Here is a 20,729-nt window from a genome sequence, read left to right as displayed (position 1 = left end):
ATGACAGAAATAACAATGACATCGGAAGCCCGCCGCCAGTCGGCGCACCGGATACAGCTTGCCCTTCTCGCTGTATTGATCATCGGGCTTGTGATTGCCCCCTTCGTTCTTTATCCGGTTTTCCTGATGAAGATCCTGTGTTTTGCCCTGTTCGCCAGTGCCTTTAACCTGCTTTTGGGTTTCACAGGATTGCTGTCATTCGGCCATGCCGCCTTTTTCGGCGGAGCTGCCTATTTCACGGCCCATGCGGTTAAGGAATGGGGTTTCCCGCCCGAGGCCGGAATTCTCCTGGGCGTTGTCGGGGCGGCTTTAATGGGGCTGATCATCGGGTTTTTCGCCATCCGGCGTCAGGGCATCTATTTCGCGATGATCACCTTAGCTTTGTCGCAGATGTTCTTTTTCTTCTGCCTGCAATCGGAATTCACCAAAGGCGAAGACGGATTGCAAGGCGTACCACGCGGGCATCTTCTTGGTTTTATCGATCTGAACCAGCCGCTGAACATGTATTTCTTCGTGCTGGTGGTGTTCGCAGCCGGGGTATTTGCGGTATGGCGGATTGTGCATTCCCCGTTCGGTATGATCCTGCGTTCCATTCGGGAAAATGAAAACCGGGCAATTTCATTGGGTTACTCGGTCAACCTTTACAAACTTGCGGCTTTTGTCATGTCGGCTGCCCTTGCCGGTCTTGCAGGCGGGCTCAAGGCACTGGTGTTCCAGTTTGCCACCCTTACCGATGTAGCCTGGCAAATGTCGGGCGAAGTCATCCTGATGACCCTGCTTGGCGGGATCGGAACGATCTTCGGTCCGATCTTCGGCGCGGCTTTTGTCGTCACCGTACAGAACTATCTTTCGGCAACCGGCTTCCCGGTAACGGTCCTTACCGGGCTTATATTCATTGTCTGTGTGTTGCTGTTCCGCCGTGGCATTGTCGGCGAGTTCAATGCGTCACGCCTTGCTGCCAAGCTGGGCCTTCGGTCCAGAAACTAGGGAAGCAGCATGACCACACAACAATTCGACTACATCATTATTGGTGCAGGATCGGCTGGCTGTACCCTTGCAAACCGGCTGTCCGAAATCGAAAACGCCACCGTCCTCCTTCTGGAGGCCGGTGGCAAAGACACCAATCCGTGGATTCATATTCCGGTGGGCTATCTTTATTGCATTGGCAATCCGAATGTCGACTGGTGCTTCAAGACCGAGGCCGAAGAAGGCCTGAATGGCCGTTCTCTGGGATATCCCCGAGGCAAGGTTCTGGGCGGATGTTCGTCGATCAACGGCATGATCTATATGCGCGGTCAGGCCGCCGATTATGATCAATGGCGGCAATCGGGGTGCAACGGCTGGGGCTGGGACGATGTGTTGCCGCATTTCAGAAAGTCCGAAGATTACTATCTCGGTGCCGATGACATGCACGGATCAGGTGGCGAATGGCGGGTTGAACAGGCCCGTGTGCGCTGGGAAATTCTTGATGCGTTTCAGGATGCCGCCGAACAGGCCGGCATCCCGAAGATTCCGGACTTCAACCGCGGCAATAACGAGGGGTCGGGCTATTTCGCGGTCAATCAGAAACGTGGCATACGCTGGAATACCTCGAAGGCATTTCTGAATCCTGCCCTATCGCGCAAAAATCTGGAACTGCGCACCCATGCCCAAGTTCGTCGCCTGATCATTGAAAACGGTCGTGTGACCGGTGTTGAATATGACCGCAGTGGCCAGATTGAAACTGTTTCGGCACGTCGTGAAATCGTTCTGTCGGCCGGATCTGTCGGATCACCGCATATTCTGGAACTGTCGGGTATTGGCCGGGGCGATGTTCTGCAAAAACATGGTATCCAGACCATCCATGAAAGCGCACAGGTCGGTGAAAACCTTCAGGACCACCTGCAACTGCGCTGCGCCTTCAAGGTCAGTGGCATCCGTACCCTGAACGAACAGGCCAGCAGCCTTGTCGGCAAGGCCGGGATCGCGCTGGAATACCTGTTTAATCAATCAGGGCCGATGTCGATGGCCCCAAGCCAGCTTGGCATCTTCACCAAATCCGATGCATCGTTCGAAACGGCAAACCTGCAATATCATGTGCAGCCGCTGTCACTTGAAAAGTTCGGCGATCCTGTCCATCCCTTCCCGGCCTTTACGGCAAGTGTCTGCAATCTGCGCCCGCAAAGTCGCGGCAGCATCCACCTGAAATCACCCGATTTTCGTGACCAACCGGCTATCGCACCGAATTACCTCAGTGCGGATGCCGATAAAAAGGTCGCGGTTGATTCAATCCGTTTGACCCGCAAAATTGCCAATCAGCCCGCCCTTGCCCCGTACCGGCCCGAAGAATTCAAACCTGGCCCGTCATACGAGACCGAGGATGATCTGGTCAAAGCCGCGGGCAATATCGGCACCACAATTTTCCACCCTGTGGGCACATGTCGCATGGGTGCGGACCCGGCATCGGTGGTTGACCCGCAATTGCGCCTGCGCGGGCTTGACGGTCTTCGGATAGCGGATGCCTCAATCATGCCCACCATCACATCGGGCAACACCAATTCACCAACCATCATGATCGCGGAAAAGGCAGCTACCATGATCATGGAAAGCACACGAAACTAGCCACACAGACCAAACAAAGAGGCCGGGCAATCATCCTGCCCGGCCTTCTGCATTTTTGCGCGCCCGATTAATTACCCTTTGGTACGGGCAACAATCCGTTCGCGAACTGCTGCTGCCGAACCGGTTCTGGCGACCTCGCCATCGCCAATGACGATTGCCTCGCGCAAAAGGGTCGTCGCTTCGTCAAGCTGTGCCTGATCACGGACATGAGCGTTACAAAGCGGCGTTTCGGCTGAAACCGCCTGTCCGACCTTGATGAAATCGGTAAAGCCGACAGCAAAGTCGATCTTCTGATCGGCACGTGTCCGGCCACCTTTCAACGCAACCAGCGCAAGCCCCACCTTGCGCGCATCCATTGATACCACCCGCCCGGTCTTTGCGGCGCGTACCGGCTCGACCATCGGTGCCGTCTCAAGATGGGCCGATGTGTTTTCAACAAAATCGGCCGGGCCGCCAAGGGCCGACACCATTTTACCAAATACCTCGGCTGCCTTGCCCGATGTCAGGGCGTCGCTGGCTTTTTGCAGACCATCGGCAACATCGGTTGCAACACCGGTCAGTGCCAGCATTTCCGCTGCCAACGCCATCGTGACATCATAAACACGCTTTTCCTGATGTTTGCCCGTCAGGAAATCAACCGCCTCGTGCATTTCAAGCGCATTACCGACCGTATCGCCCAGAACCTGCTCCATATCGGTCAAAAGGGCCGTTGTCGGTACACCATTGCGGGTTGCGACTTCGGTGATGCTTTCGGCCAGTTCGCGCGCACGATCATATTCATTCATGAACGCACCCGATCCGAATTTGACATCCATCACCAGCGCATCCAGACCCGCCGCCAGTTTTTTCGACAGGATCGATGCGGTAATCAACGGAATGCTTTCCACCGTCGCGGTAACATCACGAATGCCATAGAAACGCTTGTCCGCAGGGGCAAGATCCGCGGTCTGCCCGATGATGGCGCAACCGACTTCACGTGTGACTTTGGCAAATTCATCCAAGGTCGGTGCCGTGCGATAGCCGGGAATGGAGTCAAATTTGTCCAGCGTCCCGCCCGTATGGCCCAATCCGCGTCCCGAAATCATCGGAACAAATGCACCGCACGCGCCAACAATCGGCCCCAGCATCAAACTGACCTTGTCGCCAACCCCACCGGTTGAATGCTTGTCGACAACCGGCCCGTCAAGGCCCAGCGCCTTCCAATCAAGAACGGTTCCGGAATCACGCATATTGCGCGTAAGGGCTGCGCGTTCATCCATGGTCATGCCGTTAAAGAAAACCGCCATGGCAAGGGCTGCAACCTGCCCTTCGCTGATGCTTTCATCCGCAATGCCTTTCACGAAAAAGGCGATTTCGGCGTCTGTCAGAACTTCGCCTTCACGTTTCCGGCGAATGATTTCCTGCGGCAGCATATGCTGTCTCCTGCGCGCTTATTATTGAATTACGTTTCCAAACCCGATCAAAACATCTTCATGCATCACTTGAAAAATAACGCAGCAGGATCTTGATCAGATTGGCAGATCCTTCTTTCGCCATCTCAAGGGTCTGTTCATGACTAAGGGCCGTCGGGCTCATGCCCGCGGCCAGATTGGTGATGTTTGAAACAGCCGCCACCCGGAATCCCAGACGCCGGGCAAGAATGTTTTCCGGTACAGTCGACATGCCGACCGCATCCGCCCCCAGGACCTTAAGCGCACGAATTTCGGCCGGCGTTTCGAAACTCGGCCCGGTGCACCAGCAATAAGTACCTTCAAACAGGTTAATGCCAAGTTCGGCCGCAGTATTTTTCAAACCCGATCCGATTTCCGGATCATACGGCACATCCATGCCGACAAAACGATCATCGCCATGATATCCGATCAACGGATTGGGCCCAAACAGGCTGATATGATCCGTAATCAGCATCAGGTTCCCCGGTGATGCCTCGGGGATAAGCGACCCTGCCGCATTGGTGAGGATAAGCCGCTCTGCCCCCAATTCACGCAATGTTTCAAGCGGCTCGCTCATCAAATCCGAACGGCCATGTTCATAATAATGCGCCCGCCCCTGCATGACGGCAACCGATACACCGCCAATCCGGCCAAGTACCAACTGCCCGCCGTGGCCCACCACCGTCGGCTTGGGAAAGCCCGGCAGGTCGGTATAGGAAATCCTGATGGCATCACTGACCGCGTCGACAACGCCGCCAAGGCCACTGCCAAGAACAAGCGCAACCTCGGCCTTAAAACCCGGTGCCTTGGCGGCAATGATGTCCAATGCGGCTTTGACATTATTCATTTCAAATTCTCCGGCCCAAAGGAATGGGGAATAAGTTCTTCACGCGTCAGGGTCAGAAGCGTTTTACCCGCATCATTGATGATATAAATCGTCGCATCCGATCCGGTGAATTCCCGAATTTTCTGACGACACCCACCACATGGCGTGCAGGCAACATCCCCAAGCCCGACAACGACGATTTCATCAAACCTGGTTTCACCAGACAGGACCATCGCCGAAATGGCCCCGGCCTCGGCGCAAACACCTTCGGGATAGGCCGCGTTTTCAACATTGCATCCGGCAATGATCTGCCCGCGCTCGGTCCTAAGGGCTGCACCAACGTGGAATTTCGAATAGGGCGCATATGCCCTGTCACGCGCGGCAAGTGCCGCATCAATCAAATCGCGCGGGGCGTCGGTTACAGTTTGCGATGTCATGTGTCTTGATCCTGTTTTTCCTGCCGATTATCGCGGGCAGGTTCCATCCTGCATATAATCATGAACCGTAATCTTGCCGCTGATGATATCGTTGCGCGCCGCATCGGCCGTATCCTTCATCGCAGGCGTGATCAGGTCCCTGTTAAAATCGTCTAACGCCCAGTCAATCCCGCCTTCGGCAAGGCCAAGACTGCGAATACCCGGCTTCCAGCTCCCATCTCGCGCCGCCTTGAATGCCTCGAACACGGCAACATCGACATGCTTGACCATTGATGTCAGAACTGATCCCGGATGCAGTCCGTTCTGGTTTGCATCCGATCCAATCCCAAGCTTTCCGGCATCCGCTGTTGCCTGCAAAACGCCAATTCCCGTGCCACCGGCCAGCTGCAAAACAACATCCGCACCAAGACCGATCTGTGTGGTTGCCAGTTCGGCACCGCGGCCCGGGTCGTTCCATGCCGCCCCCGTCGTTCCGGTCATATTTTCCAGCACCTTGGTGCCCGGCCCCGCCTGCAATGCGCCCAGCACGTACCCACAGGTCATGCGACGGATCAGCGGAATATCCATACCGCCAATAACGCCAATCGTCCCTGATTTTGACGCCATGGCCGCCAGCATACCGACAAGGTATGTGCCTTCATGTTCCCGAAAAACCACCGATTGCACATTGGGCTGATCAACAACCATATCGACGATGGCAAAACGGGTATCGGGAAATTCCGGCGCAACTTTGGCAAGCGACGTCGCCTGCTGAAACCCGATCACCACAATCGGGTCTCGTCCCTCGCGGGCAAAATTCCGGATCGCCTGCTCGCTTTGCGTATCATTGCGCAATTCGAACTCGCGATACTCAATACCGCTTTCCTGTTTGAAACGCTCCGCCCCTTCGAAAGCCGACTGATTGAACGAGCCGTCAAACTTGCCACCGGTCGAATAAACAACTGCCGGCGCGATTTCGGCGGCCTGCACGGCGCAAACCGTGGCAGGCAGCGAAACAGCCAGAATAGCAATGATGGAAAAGACCTGTTTGCAATTCATCACAGCCTCGTTTGCCAGATATGCCGGATCAGGAAGCTGATCGCAATGCGATCAGCGTTCCTTCACATACGGACGACCAAGCGATTTGGGCGGAATGGCGCGGCCAATAAAGCCCGCCAGCAGGATCACCGTCAAAACATAGGGCAATGCCTGCACCAGTTGCACCGGCACCTCGCCGATCCCCGGCAGGATAACACCCTGCATGCGGGTTGCCGCGGCATCAAGGAAACCAAACAGCAGGCACGCAAACAGTGCCGGGAAAGGCCGCCATTTACCAAACACCATCGCCGCCAGCGCAATATAGCCCTTGCCCGCCGTCATATCCTGCAGGAACGACGCCCCCTGCGCGGTAGAAAGATACGCACCCGACATACCGACAAGAATGCCACTGCAAATCACCGCGCGATACCGCATGGCGACCACGCCAATACCGGCGGTGTCAACCGCCCCCGGATTTTCGCCAACCGCGCGCAGACGCAAACCGAAACGGGTGCGATACATCACCCACCACGCGGCTGGTACTGCCAGAAACGCGACATAAACAAGAATGTTATGACCGCTCAGCAATTCCGAATATATCGATCCCAGAACCGGGACATCGGCAACGGCATCCGCGCCGGGCAAGGTAATCGGCTGGAACCGTGACTCATGATCAAGCGACGGGGTCTTGCCGCCCTGCGCAAACAGGGCAATCCCGACAAGTGCCGTCAGACCCGACATCAGGATATTGATCGCCATGCCCGATACGACCTGATTGCCCTTATGCGTGATGCAGGCAAAACCATGCAGAAGCGAAAGGCAGATCGTCGTTGCGATTGCCGCCAGCAACCCGGCCCAGGGATTTCCGAAATAATAAGCCACGGCAGCAGCTGAAAACGCCCCGCCCAGCATCATGCCTTCAAGTGCCAGGTTGATCGTGCCCGACCGTTCCGAAAACATCCCGGCCAGTGCGGCAAGAATAAGCGGGGTCGATGTCCGAAGCGTCGCATCCAGAAGCAGGATAACCAGTTCAAAATTATCCATTATGCGGCCTCCTGGGCACGGCGGCGCAAATGCCACGCTGTATAAATCCGGGTCACGCGCGGACGGAACATATGTTCCATCGCACCGGTAAACAGGATCACAAGCCCCTGAATAACCACAACCATATCGTTCGAAATCGTCGGGATTTCAAAGCTGAGCTCTGCCCCGCCCTGATACAGCATCCCAAACAGCAATGCCGCCAGGAAAATACCAAACGGATGATTGCGCCCCATCAGGGCAACCGCAATCCCGACAAAGCCGTAACCGGCCGTAAAATCGATCAGCAAGCGGTGCTGAACACCCATTACTTCGTTAAGCGCCATGAAGGCCGAAAGCGCACCTGAAATCATCATCGCCATGATGATATATCGCCCCGGCTCGATCCCGGCATAGGTCGCGGCAACCGCATTGGCCCCCACAGTGCGGATCGCATAACCCCATCTTGTATGCCAGATGAACAGCCAGACCAGAATACTGCAGACAAGCGCATAAACAAACGACAGGTTCAGCGGGCTGCTTGCCATCTCCAGACCAAGGCTTGCGGCGATGTCATGAATGAACGGCAAACGCAGATGTTCAGCGATCTGTTCGGTTTCCGGGGTCATTGATCCCTGCGGACGCAGAACATTGACCAGCAGATAAACCATCAGCGACGACGCAATGAAGTTGAACATGATCGTGGTGATCACGACATGCGACCCGCGACGTGCCTGCAGATAGGCCGGGATATAGGCCCAGGCGGCGCCGAAAATTGCCGCCGCCAGAATAGCAACGACCAGCATGATCGGGAATGGCAGAAAATCAAGGTAAAGGGCCGCCAGAATGACACCAAGCCCCCCGACATAAGCCTGCCCCTCGGCACCGATATTGAACAGACCGCAATGGAATGCCACGGCAAAAGCCAGACCGGTAAAAATGAAGTTGGTGGTGTAATAAAGCGTATAACCCCACGCCTCTTCATAGCCGAACGCACCATAAAGCAGGATTTCAACGACTTGCGTCGGGCTTTCACCAATCGCCAGAACAACAAGCCCCGAAACAATCAGTGCCAGCAAAAGATTAAGCAGCGGCAACGCGCCGACATCAATCCAGCGCGGCAGTTGAACACTGTCACTCATGCCTGCCCCTCCGCGGCTTTGGCTTCATGGGGGTCAACCCCGGCCATCATCAGGCCAAGCACCCGTTCATTGGCATCAGCAGCAGAAACTTCACCGATGATGGAACCATCACACATCACCAGTATGCGGTCGGCAAGAGACATGATTTCGTCCAGTTCGACGGACACCAGCAAAACGGCCTTGCCAGCATCGCGCATCGCAACAATACGTTTGTGAATGAATTCGATGGCGCCGATATCGACACCGCGCGTCGGCTGACCAACTAGGAGAAGTTCAGGATCGCGCATGATTTCACGCGCCAGAACCAGTTTCTGCTGGTTTCCGCCGGAAAAATTGGCAGCTTTCAGATCAGGATCATTCGGGCGCACGTCGAATTCTGACATCAAATGCTTCGTCGCCTCGGAAATCGCATGCCAGTTCAGGAACATGCCCTTCTGATAGGCCGCATCATCCTCATAACCGAGAATAGCGGCTTCCTTGGCCGAAAATGACGTCACCATTGCCATGCGATGGCGATCTTCGGGCACATGGGCGACACCGCGTTTGCGCAGTTCGGCCGCATCAACACCACGACCCGGCGTCACATCCTGCCCGTTTAACAGGACCTGCCCTTCGGTTACCGCCCGTATCCCGCCAAGCGCTTCAAGAAGTTCGCTTTGCCCATTGCCGGAAACCCCGGCAATGCCGACGATCTCGCCGGCGCGCACCGTAAAGCTGGCATTCTTTACCTTGCGCACACCCTGCGACGTTTCAACGCACAGATTATCGACCTCAAGAACAGTTGCCGCCGGTGCGGCTTCACCCTTTTCAAGGCGCAAAAGCACCTTGCGGCCGACCATCAGTTCGGAAAGTTCTTCGGGGCTGGTTTCGGCCGTTTTGCGATGGGCCACCATTTCACCCTGGCGCATCACGGAAACATTGTCCGTTGCCGCCATGATTTCGCGCAATTTATGCGTGATCAGAACAACCGTTTTACCCTGCTGTTTCAGGGTTTCCAGAATGCGGAACAGATGATCCGCTTCCTGCGGGGTCAAAACCCCGGTCGGTTCATCCAGAATAAGAATTTCGGCCCCGCGATAAAGGGCCTTCAGAATTTCAACGCGCTGCTGCAAGCCAACAGACAGGTCGCCAACAATGGCATCGGGATTAACGTCAAGCGAATATTCACGCTCCAGACGCTTAAGCTCCTCGCGGGCTTTATCAACGCCCTCGCGCAGGATTGCGCCGCCCTCGACACCCAGAATAACGTTTTCAAGAACCGTGAAAGGTTCAACCAGCATGAAATGCTGATGGACCATGCCGATCCCGACAGCAATGGCGTCTTCCGATCCTTTGATATCGCAAAGTTTGCCATCGACATGGATGGTGCCCCCGTCGGCCTGATAAAAACCGTACAGGATACTCATCAAGGTCGATTTTCCTGCACCGTTTTCCCCGACGATGCCGTGAATCGTACCCTTTTCGACTTTCAGATCGATTGATTTATTGGCGTGTACCGCACCGAACCGCTTGTCTATACCGCGCAGTTCAATAGCGGGTTGCACGGCACCGGTCTCCCCGGCGCCGTGCATTTGATGCATCGTATCCGACACTACAAATCCCCGGTTTGTTCGTCCTGCCTTACATCGGGCAGGCGCTGTCGCTCATGTAATCATGGACTTCAAGGCTGCCGGAAATGATGTCTTCCTTGGCCTTGGCAACAGCCGCTTTCATGTCGTCGGTGATAAGCTTTTCGTTGTTTTCGTCAAGTGCCCAGTCAACGCCGCCTTCTGCAAGGCCAAGAACGGTAACGCCCGGTTCCCATGTGTCTTTGGCCGCCGCATCGAACGCCTCGTAAACCGCAACGTCAACGCGCTTGAGCATCGAGGTCAGAACCGAACCCGGATGCAGGGCATTCTGGTTGGAGTCAACGCCGATACCAAGCTTGCCGGCATCAGCCGCCGCCTGCAGAACACCGACACCGGTGCCGCCTGCCGCGTGATAGACAACGTCCGCACCACGATCAAACTGCGATTTCGCAAGCTCGCCGCCCTTGACCGGGTCGTTCCATGCCGCACCGGTGGTGCCGGTCATGTTCTGGAAAACTTCGGCATCGGCATTGGCGTGCTTAACGCCCTGCGCATAACCACAGGCAAATTTACGGATCAGCGGAATGTCCATGCCACCAATGAAACCGACCTTGCCGGTTTCTGATGCCATGGCTGCCAGGACACCAACCAGGAACGAACCTTCATGTTCCTTGAAAACCACCGACTGAACGTTCGGCAGGTCAACAACCATGTCAACAATCGTGAATTTAATATCGGGGAATTCGGTTGCAACTTTCTCAAGGGCGGATGCCTGCGAGAAGCCGATTGCGACAATCGGGTTCATGCCGCGACGTGCAAAGTTGCGCATGGCCTGTTCGCGCTGCGAATCGTTCTGGATTTCGAAATCGCGATACTCGGTCCCGGTGTCGGCCTTGTATTTTTCGGCACCGTTATATGCGCCCTGGTTAAACGAACGGTCAAAACGGCCGCCCAGATCATAAACGACTGCCGGCTTGATTTCTGCTGCGCTCGCTACACCTGCATAGCATGCAACAGCCGCGACCATGGTGGTCAGAAGCTTTTTCATTCCGATGCCCTTCTATTGCTTGATTCTCTTTTATATCCCGCCGGTGCCCTTAACCGGCAGGACTCCCTCATCGAAAAAGTGTTTTATGCAACATTGCCGCGATTTCGGCACCGATTGACGGTACGCCCCTGTGCGTCTCTGCTGCAGAACGCCTATGGTAACTACAAAATACAGTACTCTGTAAATAGCCGAGCACGGACCATTGACACAAAACCTGTCCATTCGGTCAGAATTCATTCTACCCCAGCTTGCCTTTTTGCCGTCTATCTGCGGGGTTTCCCTTAGTTTTTCACGCATTAGAAAATGCTGACATTTCAACCACCGCCGATACTATTTCTCGAAGAATTTCATAATCGCACCGCGCGCTATTTCCGCAATCCGGTCTATTGCCCGGAAAACAGCGGCTTCCGATTCTGCATTGCAATGAAAATTCCCCTTCTTCATCGTCCTGGTGCGGATCGACAATTTAACCCTCACGTCATCAACCGGACGTACCCCCGCCGGAATTTTAATGCTAGGATCGCGTGCGTTCAGGGATTTGACTTTTCATGCCACGCCGGGTCGAGGGATCCCGGCAAAATGGCTTGGTTTGGAGATAAAAATGAAACGGAAAATTGCCGGGCTGCTTTCGGCCTGTACGATGCTGACTTTTGGTGCCGGTTCGGCACTTGCGGATTATGATCTTCGTATCCTGCATACCAATGACGTTCACGACCGCGTTGAATCGGTAACCAAATACAACAACAGCTGCAGCGCGGAAGACGAAACCGAAGGCAAATGCTTTGGCGGTTACGCGCGCCTTGCAACCGCCATTCGCGACAATCGCGCCATGGGCGGCAATGTCCTTGTCCTGGACGGCGGCGATCAGTTCCAGGGGTCGCTTTATTATTCGACCTACAAGGGCGAACTGACCGCTGAACTGATGGCAATGGCGGGTTATGATGCCATGACCATCGGCAACCACGAATTTGACGACGGCCCCGATGTTCTTGCCGCCTTCATCAAGGCCAGCAAAATTCCGGTTCTGTCGGCCAACGTAAAACCACTTGGCGGTTCCGGCCTTGAAGGCTTCATCAAGCCTGACACCATCGTCGAAGTCGGTGGCGAGAAAATCGGCCTGATCGGCATCACCACCGAAGAAACCCCGGATATCTCAAGCCCGGGCGACCATGTCAGCATCACCGATTCCGAAATGGCGTTGCGCTATTCCGTGGCCCGCCTGCGCCTGAAGGGCATCAACAAAATCATCGTCATGAGCCATTCCGGGTCCTACAAGGATTTTGAACTGGCAAAAACCGTCAGCGGGATTGATGTCATCGTCGGTGGCCACGATAACCAGCTATTCTCGAACACCAATGAAAAGGCCGACTATCCCTACCCGGTTGTTGAAACCGCACCGGATGGCAAACCTGTTCTTGTCGTTCAGGCCTACGCCTATAGCCGCTATCTCGGCGCGCTTGAGGTCACCTTTGACGATGACGGTGTTGCAAAAGCATGGTCGGGTGAACCGATCACCCTTGATGCCAGCATCAAACCCGCCGAAGACGTTCTGGCGAAAATCGCCGAAGTCAGCGATGCGGTCGATGCCGTTCGCACTGTCGAGGTCGGAAGCTTCACCACGGCCGCCGATGGATCCCGTGAAACCTGCCGGGCGATGGAATGCACCATGGGGTCACTGATTGCCGATGCGATGCTGTGGAAAGCTGGCGAAGGGTATCAGATCGCCATTCAGAATGGCGGCGGCATCCGTGCCAGCATTGACGAAGGCACCGTGACAATGGGCGAAGTCCTGACGGTTCTGCCGTTCCAGAATGCTCTGGCAACCTTCAAACTGTCGGGTGCCGATGTCGTGGCATCGCTTGAACATGGCGTATCAATGGTGTCCGAGGGCAAAGGCCAGTTCCCGCAGGTTTCCGGTCTGAAATTCGATCTGGACCTTAACGCACCGGTTGGATCGCGCGTATCCAACGTCATGGTTGATGAAGGCGGCACTTTCGCCCCGATTGATCCGACCAAAACATACGGGATTGTTTCGAACGACTTCATGCGCAATGGCGGGGATGGCTATGCCCTGTTCCGCGATAATGCAACCGATGTCTATGATTTCGGTCCGAACCTTGAACAGGCTGTTGCGGAATATATCGGCATGAATTCGCCGATGACCCCTGCAACCCATGATCGCATCATGATGAAATAAGCCCGAGCCAACGGGTTTGACCAAAGGGCGATGCACGAGAATCTCGTGCATCGCCCTTCTTGTTTTACTTGCGTTGCGTTGGCCCTGCGGCTTATGACTTCGCACCTGTCGCCAACGATCCATTCAATAAGAAACAGAGCATCATCTTGATCAACCCGGCCAGCAACATCCTTTGCCTTGGTGCCGCTCATTTTGACCGAACCCTGCAATGCACGGAAACATTCGTGCCTGCGGCGTCGAACCCTGTGCGGACCCTGCATCGCAAACCGGGTGGTGTAAGCCGTAATATCGCGGTTCACCTGCGCTTGCTCGGCTGCAATGTCGGCATGCTGGGTGCGGTCGGCGCAGATGGCGACGGCGATGAAATCATCCAGTCCCTGTCCGAAATCGGTATCGATACTCGGCAAATCCGCAAAATTCCCGGCGGTCACACTGCGGGTTACACCGCCATTCTTGATGAAACCGGCGAACTGGCCCTTGGGCTGATGGATGCCGAAATCTATGACCGCCTGACGTGCGACCTTCTGGCTGATCAACTGGCAAATATTCAAAACTGGCCCTGGTGGATGGTCGATGCCAACCTGCCGACCGAAACGCTGATCTGGCTGGCCGACCAGAAAGGCACATCACACTTTTGTGCCGCGACCGTATCCCCGTCAAAATCGGCACGTTTGAGGCCGATTCTGGACAAACTTGATCTCCTGATCGCCAACCGGGCCGAGGCAAAAGTTTTATCCGGTATTGAAATCAACGACATTGATGATGCCAAAAACGCAATCACGGTTCTACGCGATCATGGCATTCCCCATATTGTCATCACGCTGGGTGCCAAGGGTGTCGTATCTGCCGATGGCCGTGAAACTGCCTTCTGGCGTCCTTTGCCAACCAAGGTCGTTGACGTCAATGGAGCCGGGGATGCGTTTTATTCGGGCTTCCTGTCGGCTTTCAGCAAACTGGAATCCGGCTTTGACGCCGCGATTGGCACCGGCCTTGCGATGGCAAGTCTGACGGCGGAAACCCGCGGTACAACCGTCTGGAACCTCGATGGCAAAACGGTTCAGGAACGGGCTTTAAACGCTTATAAGAAAACGATTTAGCTGCGACCATCTCCGACGGAATATTTCAACCAGTTACCAAGTTCAATTAACCGGCGTTCATAACGTAGCGCATCATTATCAATCCCGTATTGCCACGCCAGGTCCCGTCGATCCGGGTTCTCGTGCAAGGTCATCCAGTTGGCTGCCATGGTTTCAAGCGCCCCCTGATCAGCAAACAACCCGGCGTCAATCAGGCGCTGCCCATACCGCCGAAAAATGGCGGCAAGTTCCGCGAGCGTATATTCGGGATGGTATTGCACGCCCCAGAATTTCAGGCCGTCATTTTCCATCACCAATGCCTGAATATGGCTGTGCTCGTTCCCCGCAAGGATTACGGCCCCCTTGGGCGGAATCGATACCTCATCCATATGCACGGTCAGTGCCGAAAAACAAATCGACTTCCCGCGATACATCGGATGCGCTACCCCCGCCCGGTTCAGGCGGATCATGCGGCCCACGCCGATCTCGCGCCCATTGGGCGATGCGCGCACTTCACCGCCAAACGCACGGGCAACAATCTGCATGCCCCAGCAACTGCCAAATACCGGCACACCGGATTCAACCGTTGCCCTTGCCAATGGCAACTGGTTTAAAACCGCATCTTCATCGATATAGGCATTCAGCGCCGAACCGGTCCACGCAATCCCGTTAAAATCCGACAGTTTGACACCATCGGGAAGACAGTCCGGCCCATCATCCGCAGGCCGGACAATCGTAACATCAAGTTCAGGATCAAGGTGTCGCAGGGCCGTTTCATATCCCTCGCCCGATGGCGATCCACCCAGTGAACGGTTCAGCTCATTCACCTCATGGCGATTGCCATCGACAATCAGGATTTTTCTGACGTTTTCCATAATGACACCCTGATCCCGTTATTGTTCTGGTTATCGTTTCTTCGGCCTAGCCAAGTTCGCCGACACAGGCCCGACGGAAGATTTCGGCATAATCGGCCACCGAAAGATCAATCGGGTTGCCACCATCGGACGGGTCGCCCTTGGCCTTCGTCGCGACTTCTTCGGCACGGTTTACGTCGACACCGATTTCCGCCAGCGTATTGACGATGCCAAGACGGCTACGGAACGCCAGAACCCATTCAAACAGGGTGTCAAAGCTCGGTGCAGCAAGGCCCAGCAAACGGCAAATCGTTTCACAATTGCCTTCAATCGCACGGCGGTTGGCCCGCATGACATACGGCAGAAGGATTGCATTGGTCAGGCCGTGGTGGGTATCGAAAATCGCCCCGATCGGATGGGCCAGTGCGTGAACACCGCCAAGTCCCTTCTGGAAGGCTGTCGCCCCCATCGACGCCGCCGAAAGCATATCGGCACGGGCTTCGATATCCTTGCCATTGTCATAGGCGCGCGGCAGCGCGTCGGCAATCAAACGCATACCTTCAAGAGCAACACCATCCGCCATCGGATGATAACCCGGCGCACAATGGGCTTCGAAACAATGCACAAACGCATCGACACCGGTTGCCGCCGTCACATGCGGCGGCAGGCCAATGGTCAGTTCCGGATCGGAAATCACGATGGCTGGCAACATCTTCGGATGGAAGATGATTTTCTTTTCATGCGTGTCTTCCTTGGTGATCACGCTGGCACGGCCCACTTCGGAACCGGTCCCCGACGTGGTCGGAACCGCAACAATCGGGGCGATACCGGCCGGATCGGCACGGGTCCACCAGTCGCCGATATCCTCGAAATCCCACATCGGGCGGGTCTGCCCGGCCATCAGGGCCACGGCCTTGGCCGCATCAAGGCCCGAACCGCCGCCAAACGCAATCACACCGTCATGACCGCCTGCACGATATACCGCCAGACCGTCTTCAACGTTTTTGCCCGTCGGGTTGCCTTTCACCCCGGCAAACAGCCCGGTCGGAAGCCCTGCGGCCTCGTTTGCGGCAATCGCATCACGCACCATCGGCAGGTCCTTAAGGCCCTCGTCGGTGATCAGCAACGGCTTCTTCATGCCGGTTGCCTTGCAGGCATCTGCCAGTTCTGAAATACGGCCCGGACCAAAACGCACGGAGGTCGGGAAGTTCCAGTTTCCAACAATCTTCTTGGTCATTTCTGTATCCTTTGCGCGCAAACGCGACGTTAAATCTTGGTCCGCAGGTGGAAGCTTTTCGGCCGGGTCAATGATTCGTAACCCAGTTTCGAAAGCGTGCATCCACGTCCCGAATTTTTCACACCCGTCCAGGCCAGTGCCGGATCAAGGTAATCTGCACGGTTCATGAAAACCGTTCCGGTCTGAAGCCGGTCACCAATCGAAAGGGCGGCATCTTCATCCGCCGTCCAGATCGATGCCGTCAGGCCGAATTCACTGTCATTCATCAGGGCAATGGCTTCCTCGTCGGACGTCACTTTCATGATGCCGACAACCGGGCCAAAGCTTTCCTCGCTCATGACGCGCATCGAATGATCGACATTGATCAATACCTGCGGCGCAAGATACGGGGTGCCTTCCTTGTTTGCGGCAAATTTCGACGGGTCGATCAATGCCTTTGCCCCGTCACGGATGGCATCGGCAATCTGGCCACGCACAAAGGCTGCCGACGATGCACGCACCATCGGGCCAAGATTGGTTTCCGTATCAATCGGGCTGCCGAGGCGGTATTGCGAAACAAGGTCGGCTGCCTTTTCGACAAAGGCATCAAACACGCTTTCATGGGCGTAAATACGTTCAATCCCGCAGCACGACTGACCGGTGTTAAAGAACGCACCATCAATGACGTTTTCCACCGCATGATCGATATTGACGTCCGACCGTAAATAGGCCGGGTCCTTGCCGCCAAGCTCCATACCGGTCGCGATGAACTTGCCACCAACCGCTTTCTGAACCGCATGGCCGCCCGGCACCGAACCGGTGAAATTGACGAAATCAACACGGATATCACCCATCAGTTTTTCCGCATCCGCATGGCTCAGATGCAGATACTGGAACAATCCCTTGGGCAGACCGGCGGCTTCGAACGCCTCGGCAAAGCGTTCGGCACAAAGCGGGGTCTGGTGCGAATGTTTCAACACCACCGCATTCCCCGCCATAAGGGCAGGAACAACACCATTCACCGCCGTCAGATACGGGAAGTTCCACGGCGCGATGATCGCAACAACACCCAGCGGTTCGCGACGGATGAAACGGTTAAAACCGGCCTTCTCGCCCGGATTGTAATCGCCAAGCGCCTCAGGCGCGATATCGATCATATAATCAGCGCGTTCCTTGAAACCGTTAACCTCGCCACCGGCCTGCGAAATCGGCCGGCCCATCTGCCAGCTGATTTCAGCGGCAATTTCATCCTTTTTCGCAACAAAGGCGGCAACCGCCTTGCGCAGGATTTCCTGACGGGTTGCGACCGGCACAGTGCGCCATTCGGCCTGCGCGGCGCGGGCAATATCAAGTGCCTTGTTGATCTCGGCGGCGCTGGCAAGCGGACGCTCGACATAAACGGATCCATCAACAGGCGAGATGGTGCGTAAACTCTCGGACATAATGCCTCACAATTGGAGAATGAGTTAGGGCGCTAAAATATGTGATCGGGCGCGACGCGACGATGCGTCGCCCCGCGCAACAGATCAAATGATTTCAAAGTAACGCTGCATTTCCCAGTCGGTAATCGCCTTGCGGAACTCGCGTTCTTCCCATTCGCGCGACTGGGCGTAATGGGTCACGAATTCTTCACCAAACAGCGATTTTGCCGCTGCGGATTTGCGCAAACGTCCGGCTGCCTCGTAAAGGGTGGCTGGCAACGTCGTATCTTCGGGAAATTCCTGTGCATAGGCGTTGCCGACGACCATTTCGCCCGGCTCCACCTTGTTTTCAATGCCCCAAAGCCCCGAACCGATGGCGGCTGAAAGCGCGATATATGGGTTAATATCCGCCGCCGCAATGCGATATTCAATACGCTGCGATTTGGCACTACCCGGAATAACCCGCAGGGCCGTGGTACGGTTTTCAACACCCCACGTTGCCGTCGTCGGTGCCCAGAAACCCGGAATCAGTCGCGAATAACTGTTTACCGTGCAGGCCACCATCGACAGCAGTTCCGGCATCAGCTTCTGCTGACCGCCAAGGAACCAGCGCATTTCATCGGACATATTATGCGGCTTGTTGGCATCATAAAATGCCGCCCGGCCGTCCTTGCCCTTGATTGAAACATGCATATGCCCCGACTGCCCCGGCCAATCGGGCGACCATTTCGCCATAAAGGTCGCCATCCAACCGGCACGCTGGGCCAGAACCTTGGTAAAAGTCTTGAACAGGGCGGCTTTATCGGCGGCCTTTAACGCTTCATCATGACCGATGGCGGCTTCAAGCACACCGGGGCCGGTTTCGGTATGAAGTCCCTCAATCGGGAAATCCATGCTTTCACCCAGTTCAAGCAGGTCATGATAGAATTCCGAATGCACGGAATTGCGCAGCATCGAATAACCGTAAAAGCCCGGTGTGATGTTCTTCAGATTGCGATAGTTTTTCTCGCGCACAGAATGCGGGTCTTCCTCGAACAGGAAAAACTCGAACTCGCAGGCGGCCGAAACGTCATATCCCATCTTATCGGCTTTATCGAGGACACGGCGCAATGTGCCCCGCGGGCACACGGTTTCCGCCCGTCCCTCGAACTCGCCCAGAAACAGAACCGTACTGTCCTCCATCGGCAATTCGCGGCAGCTTTCGGGGATCACGCGCACCGGGGCATCCGGATATGCCGTATGCCAACCGGTAAATTCGGACTTGTCATAAAGCTGGTCATTTGAATCCCAGCCCAGAACCACATCACAAAACGCAAAACCCGAATCAAGCGCCGACAGGAATTTGTCGCGATGCATGTATTTGCCGCGCATGATCCCGTCGACGTCGAAAATACCGATTTTGACGAATTTGATGTCGCGTTCCTTAATCAGTTTTCGTGCGTCATCGGCGGTTTTGACATCCTTCGCCTGCATCGGCGGCCTCCTGTGATTTGGGCTTTGTTATTGTATCGGATTGACCGGTTCCTGCCCGTTTTTGATCATCGCGTCTTGTGACGTCTTATTGTGTAACATAAATTACATCACGCAATAAATAAACATAAATATTATTGATTTGTATTATTTGTTACAAATCGGAATATCATCTAAATCCAAGGGATTACAGGGAACACAGACACAAATAATGCGTCTGCGCCCCTGCCCGGTCAAATGCGACCATTCCCGTTCGGCTTAACTGTAACGGTACGGTTTGCCCGCTTTTTCCATCACGGCCGCATACTGCTTGAAGATGTCCACAACCCGCGCGCAACGCGGGCTGGTCTGTGCAATCTCGTCCCAGAATTTATGAGCTTCGGCCTCAACCGTCGCCCATTCCGCATCGGGAATCGAAGTCAGCTTCAGCTTCGTCCCCTGGGTCCGAAGTTTGGCTTCACCACCCCAATACCAATGCTGGCGATAATAGTGCGAGCTATCCATGCACAGCTTGAACAAAACTTTCAGATGTTCCGGAAGTTCGTTCCAGCGTTCTTCATTGGCAAAGAAAGAACCACACCATGCACCGGAGATGTTGTTGGTCAGGAAGTAGTTGGTCACATCGGCCCAACCGACCGTGTAATCCTCGGTGATGCCAGACCATGCAATCCCGTCAAGCTCGCCGGTCTGAACCGCAACCTCGATGTCTTCCCACGGCAGGGTGACCGGAACAACGCCAAAGCGCGACAGGAATTTACCTGCCGTCGGGAAGGTAAAGACACGCTTGCCTTTCAGGTCTTCCAGACTGTTGATCGGATCAACCGTTGCAAAATGGCACGGGTCCCAGGAGCCGGCCGAAAGCCATTTGACACCTTCGACTTCGCCATATGCCTCGTCCCAGATTTCATTCAGGCCGTACTCTTCAAACAGGACCGGAACATCAAGGCTGTAACGGGTTGCAAACGGGAAATAGCCGCCAAAGACCGAAATATCGACCGGGGCCGCAATCGAGTCATCATCGGACTGAACCGCATCGATGGTGCCGCGTTGCATGGCACGGAACAGCTCGCCAGTCGGAACCAGCTGATCGGCATAATAAAGTTCGATTTCCATTTCGCCGTTGGCGACCTTGTTAAAGGCATCAATTGCCGGCTTGATCACATGCTCGCCCAGTGCCGGACCGGCATAGGTCTGCAAACGCCAGGTGATCTTGGCATTCTGCGCCTTGACATAAGGTGCGGCAAAGGCGGTCGTACCCGCTGCTGCGGTTGCAACACCGGCTTTCTTCATAAAGTCGCGTCTCGTCGTCATTGTATCATCTCCCTGATCGATGAAGTTCGTTAACGCTTTAATTCACTACCCTGCCCGCCTAACGGGTCTGGCAGCGCCTCCTCTTGCTGGAAATT

The 20,729-nt window shown here is 55.3% G+C and carries 17 protein-coding genes; 4 read left to right on the top strand and 13 right to left on the bottom strand.

The annotated features are described in order from the left end of the window. Together LG297_RS09295 and LG297_RS09290 are read left to right on the top strand one after the other, a co-directional pair. On the top strand, window positions 1-987 hold the full coding sequence (locus LG297_RS09295; RefSeq protein ID WP_404426630.1) for a branched-chain amino acid ABC transporter permease: 987 nt from the start codon (window positions 1-3) through the stop codon (window positions 985-987). 9 nt (window positions 988-996) lie between these two features. Continuing rightward, complete coding sequence (locus tag LG297_RS09290; protein ID WP_404426629.1) at window positions 997-2,601, top strand: GMC family oxidoreductase; 1,605 nt, start codon at window positions 997-999, stop codon at window positions 2,599-2,601. 71 nt (window positions 2,602-2,672) lie between these two features. Here LG297_RS09290 and deoA read toward each other — a convergent pair whose 3' ends face one another. The 8 genes from deoA to LG297_RS09250 are packed head-to-tail and all read right to left on the bottom strand — an operon-like array spanning window position 2,673 to window position 11,089. Further along, a complete protein-coding gene (gene deoA, locus LG297_RS09285) occupies window positions 2,673-4,013 on the bottom strand; it encodes a thymidine phosphorylase (RefSeq protein ID WP_404426628.1) in 1,341 nt (446 codons plus the stop codon). 58 nt (window positions 4,014-4,071) lie between these two features. Further along, a complete protein-coding gene (locus LG297_RS09280) occupies window positions 4,072-4,878 on the bottom strand; it encodes a purine-nucleoside phosphorylase (RefSeq protein WP_404426627.1) in 807 nt (268 codons plus the stop codon). Beyond that, window positions 4,875-5,294, bottom strand: coding sequence for a cytidine deaminase (gene cdd, locus LG297_RS09275; RefSeq protein ID WP_404426626.1), 420 nt, complete (start codon window positions 5,292-5,294; stop codon window positions 4,875-4,877). The genes LG297_RS09280 and cdd overlap by 4 nt, the downstream gene beginning before the upstream one ends. Before the next feature lie 27 nt (window positions 5,295-5,321). Then, the gene (locus LG297_RS09270) at window positions 5,322-6,332 is read right to left on the bottom strand and encodes a BMP family protein (RefSeq protein ID WP_404426625.1); all 1,011 of its coding nucleotides are present in this window, start codon (window positions 6,330-6,332) and stop codon (window positions 5,322-5,324) included. A 51-nt stretch (window positions 6,333-6,383) separates the two neighbouring features. Next, window positions 6,384-7,355: an ABC transporter permease gene (locus tag LG297_RS09265; RefSeq protein ID WP_404426624.1), complete on the bottom strand. Its 972-nt coding sequence runs from the start codon at window positions 7,353-7,355 to the stop codon at window positions 6,384-6,386. Further along, a complete protein-coding gene (locus LG297_RS09260; protein WP_404426623.1) occupies window positions 7,355-8,473 on the bottom strand; it encodes an ABC transporter permease in 1,119 nt (372 codons plus the stop codon). Before LG297_RS09260 ends, LG297_RS09265 begins: the two co-directional genes overlap by 1 nt. Continuing rightward, a complete protein-coding gene (locus LG297_RS09255) occupies window positions 8,470-10,044 on the bottom strand; it encodes an ABC transporter ATP-binding protein (protein ID WP_404426942.1) in 1,575 nt (524 codons plus the stop codon). The genes LG297_RS09260 and LG297_RS09255 overlap by 4 nt, the downstream gene beginning before the upstream one ends. Window positions 10,045-10,093: 49 nt before the next feature. After that, window positions 10,094-11,089 carry a BMP family protein gene (locus tag LG297_RS09250; protein ID WP_404426622.1) on the bottom strand — a complete coding sequence of 332 codons (996 nt, stop codon included), beginning with the start codon at window positions 11,087-11,089 and terminating at the stop codon, window positions 10,094-10,096. Window positions 11,090-11,690: 601 nt separating this feature from the next. On the opposite strand from LG297_RS09250, the gene LG297_RS09245 reads away from it, so the two are divergent. After that, entirely contained in the window at window positions 11,691-13,286 is a 1,596-nt protein-coding gene (locus LG297_RS09245; RefSeq protein WP_404426621.1) for a bifunctional metallophosphatase/5'-nucleotidase, read from the top strand. A gap of 146 nt (window positions 13,287-13,432) precedes the next feature. Further along, window positions 13,433-14,383 (top strand): carbohydrate kinase family protein, encoded by a 951-nt coding sequence (locus LG297_RS09240; protein ID WP_404426620.1) that lies wholly within the window; start codon window positions 13,433-13,435, stop codon window positions 14,381-14,383. On the opposite strand, the gene LG297_RS09235 is transcribed toward LG297_RS09240, so the two are convergent. From LG297_RS09235 to LG297_RS09215, 5 genes are all read right to left on the bottom strand, one after another. Then, on the bottom strand, window positions 14,380-15,237 hold the full coding sequence (locus tag LG297_RS09235) for a type 1 glutamine amidotransferase (protein ID WP_404426619.1): 858 nt from the start codon (window positions 15,235-15,237) through the stop codon (window positions 14,380-14,382). The two genes, LG297_RS09240 and LG297_RS09235, sit on opposite strands and share 4 nt — an antisense overlap. A gap of 46 nt (window positions 15,238-15,283) precedes the next feature. Next, entirely contained in the window at window positions 15,284-16,453 is a 1,170-nt protein-coding gene (locus LG297_RS09230) for an iron-containing alcohol dehydrogenase (protein WP_404426618.1), read from the bottom strand. A 29-nt stretch (window positions 16,454-16,482) separates the two neighbouring features. Continuing rightward, a complete protein-coding gene (locus LG297_RS09225) occupies window positions 16,483-17,874 on the bottom strand; it encodes an aldehyde dehydrogenase family protein (protein ID WP_404426617.1) in 1,392 nt (463 codons plus the stop codon). A gap of 84 nt (window positions 17,875-17,958) precedes the next feature. Next, window positions 17,959-19,326, bottom strand: a complete 1,368-nt coding sequence (locus LG297_RS09220) for a glutamine synthetase family protein (protein ID WP_404426616.1) — start codon at window positions 19,324-19,326, stop codon at window positions 17,959-17,961. A gap of 255 nt (window positions 19,327-19,581) precedes the next feature. Then, a complete protein-coding gene (locus LG297_RS09215) occupies window positions 19,582-20,634 on the bottom strand; it encodes a TRAP transporter substrate-binding protein (protein ID WP_007089880.1) in 1,053 nt (350 codons plus the stop codon). Between the last annotated feature and the right edge of the window lie 95 nt (window positions 20,635-20,729).

Source organism: Thalassospira australica (genome assembly GCF_044790785.1).
Classification (GTDB): domain Bacteria; phylum Pseudomonadota; class Alphaproteobacteria; order Rhodospirillales; family Thalassospiraceae; genus Thalassospira; species Thalassospira australica_A.
This window is presented reverse-complemented; position numbering and strand designations above follow the sequence as displayed.

Coding starts and splice junctions, on each gene's coding strand:
- LG297_RS09220 (WP_404426616.1), bottom strand. CDS start 19,326: ATGCAGGCGAAGGATGTCAAAACCGCCGATGACGCACGAAAACTGATT.
- cdd (WP_404426626.1), bottom strand. CDS start 5,294: ATGACATCGCAAACTGTAACCGACGCCCCGCGCGATTTGATTGATGCG.
- LG297_RS09225 (WP_404426617.1), bottom strand. CDS start 17,874: ATGTCCGAGAGTTTACGCACCATCTCGCCTGTTGATGGATCCGTTTAT.
- deoA (WP_404426628.1), bottom strand. CDS start 4,013: ATGCTGCCGCAGGAAATCATTCGCCGGAAACGTGAAGGCGAAGTTCTG.
- LG297_RS09295 (WP_404426630.1), top strand. CDS start 1: ATGACAGAAATAACAATGACATCGGAAGCCCGCCGCCAGTCGGCGCAC.
- LG297_RS09290 (WP_404426629.1), top strand. CDS start 997: ATGACCACACAACAATTCGACTACATCATTATTGGTGCAGGATCGGCT.
- LG297_RS09230 (WP_404426618.1), bottom strand. CDS start 16,453: ATGACCAAGAAGATTGTTGGAAACTGGAACTTCCCGACCTCCGTGCGT.
- LG297_RS09280 (WP_404426627.1), bottom strand. CDS start 4,878: ATGAATAATGTCAAAGCCGCATTGGACATCATTGCCGCCAAGGCACCG.
- LG297_RS09215 (WP_007089880.1), bottom strand. CDS start 20,634: ATGACGACGAGACGCGACTTTATGAAGAAAGCCGGTGTTGCAACCGCA.
- LG297_RS09235 (WP_404426619.1), bottom strand. CDS start 15,237: ATGGAAAACGTCAGAAAAATCCTGATTGTCGATGGCAATCGCCATGAG.
- LG297_RS09250 (WP_404426622.1), bottom strand. CDS start 11,089: ATGAAAAAGCTTCTGACCACCATGGTCGCGGCTGTTGCATGCTATGCA.
- LG297_RS09265 (WP_404426624.1), bottom strand. CDS start 7,355: ATGGATAATTTTGAACTGGTTATCCTGCTTCTGGATGCGACGCTTCGG.
- LG297_RS09270 (WP_404426625.1), bottom strand. CDS start 6,332: ATGAATTGCAAACAGGTCTTTTCCATCATTGCTATTCTGGCTGTTTCG.
- LG297_RS09245 (WP_404426621.1), top strand. CDS start 11,691: ATGAAACGGAAAATTGCCGGGCTGCTTTCGGCCTGTACGATGCTGACT.
- LG297_RS09260 (WP_404426623.1), bottom strand. CDS start 8,473: ATGAGTGACAGTGTTCAACTGCCGCGCTGGATTGATGTCGGCGCGTTG.
- LG297_RS09255 (WP_404426942.1), bottom strand. CDS start 10,044: ATGCACGGCGCCGGGGAGACCGGTGCCGTGCAACCCGCTATTGAACTG.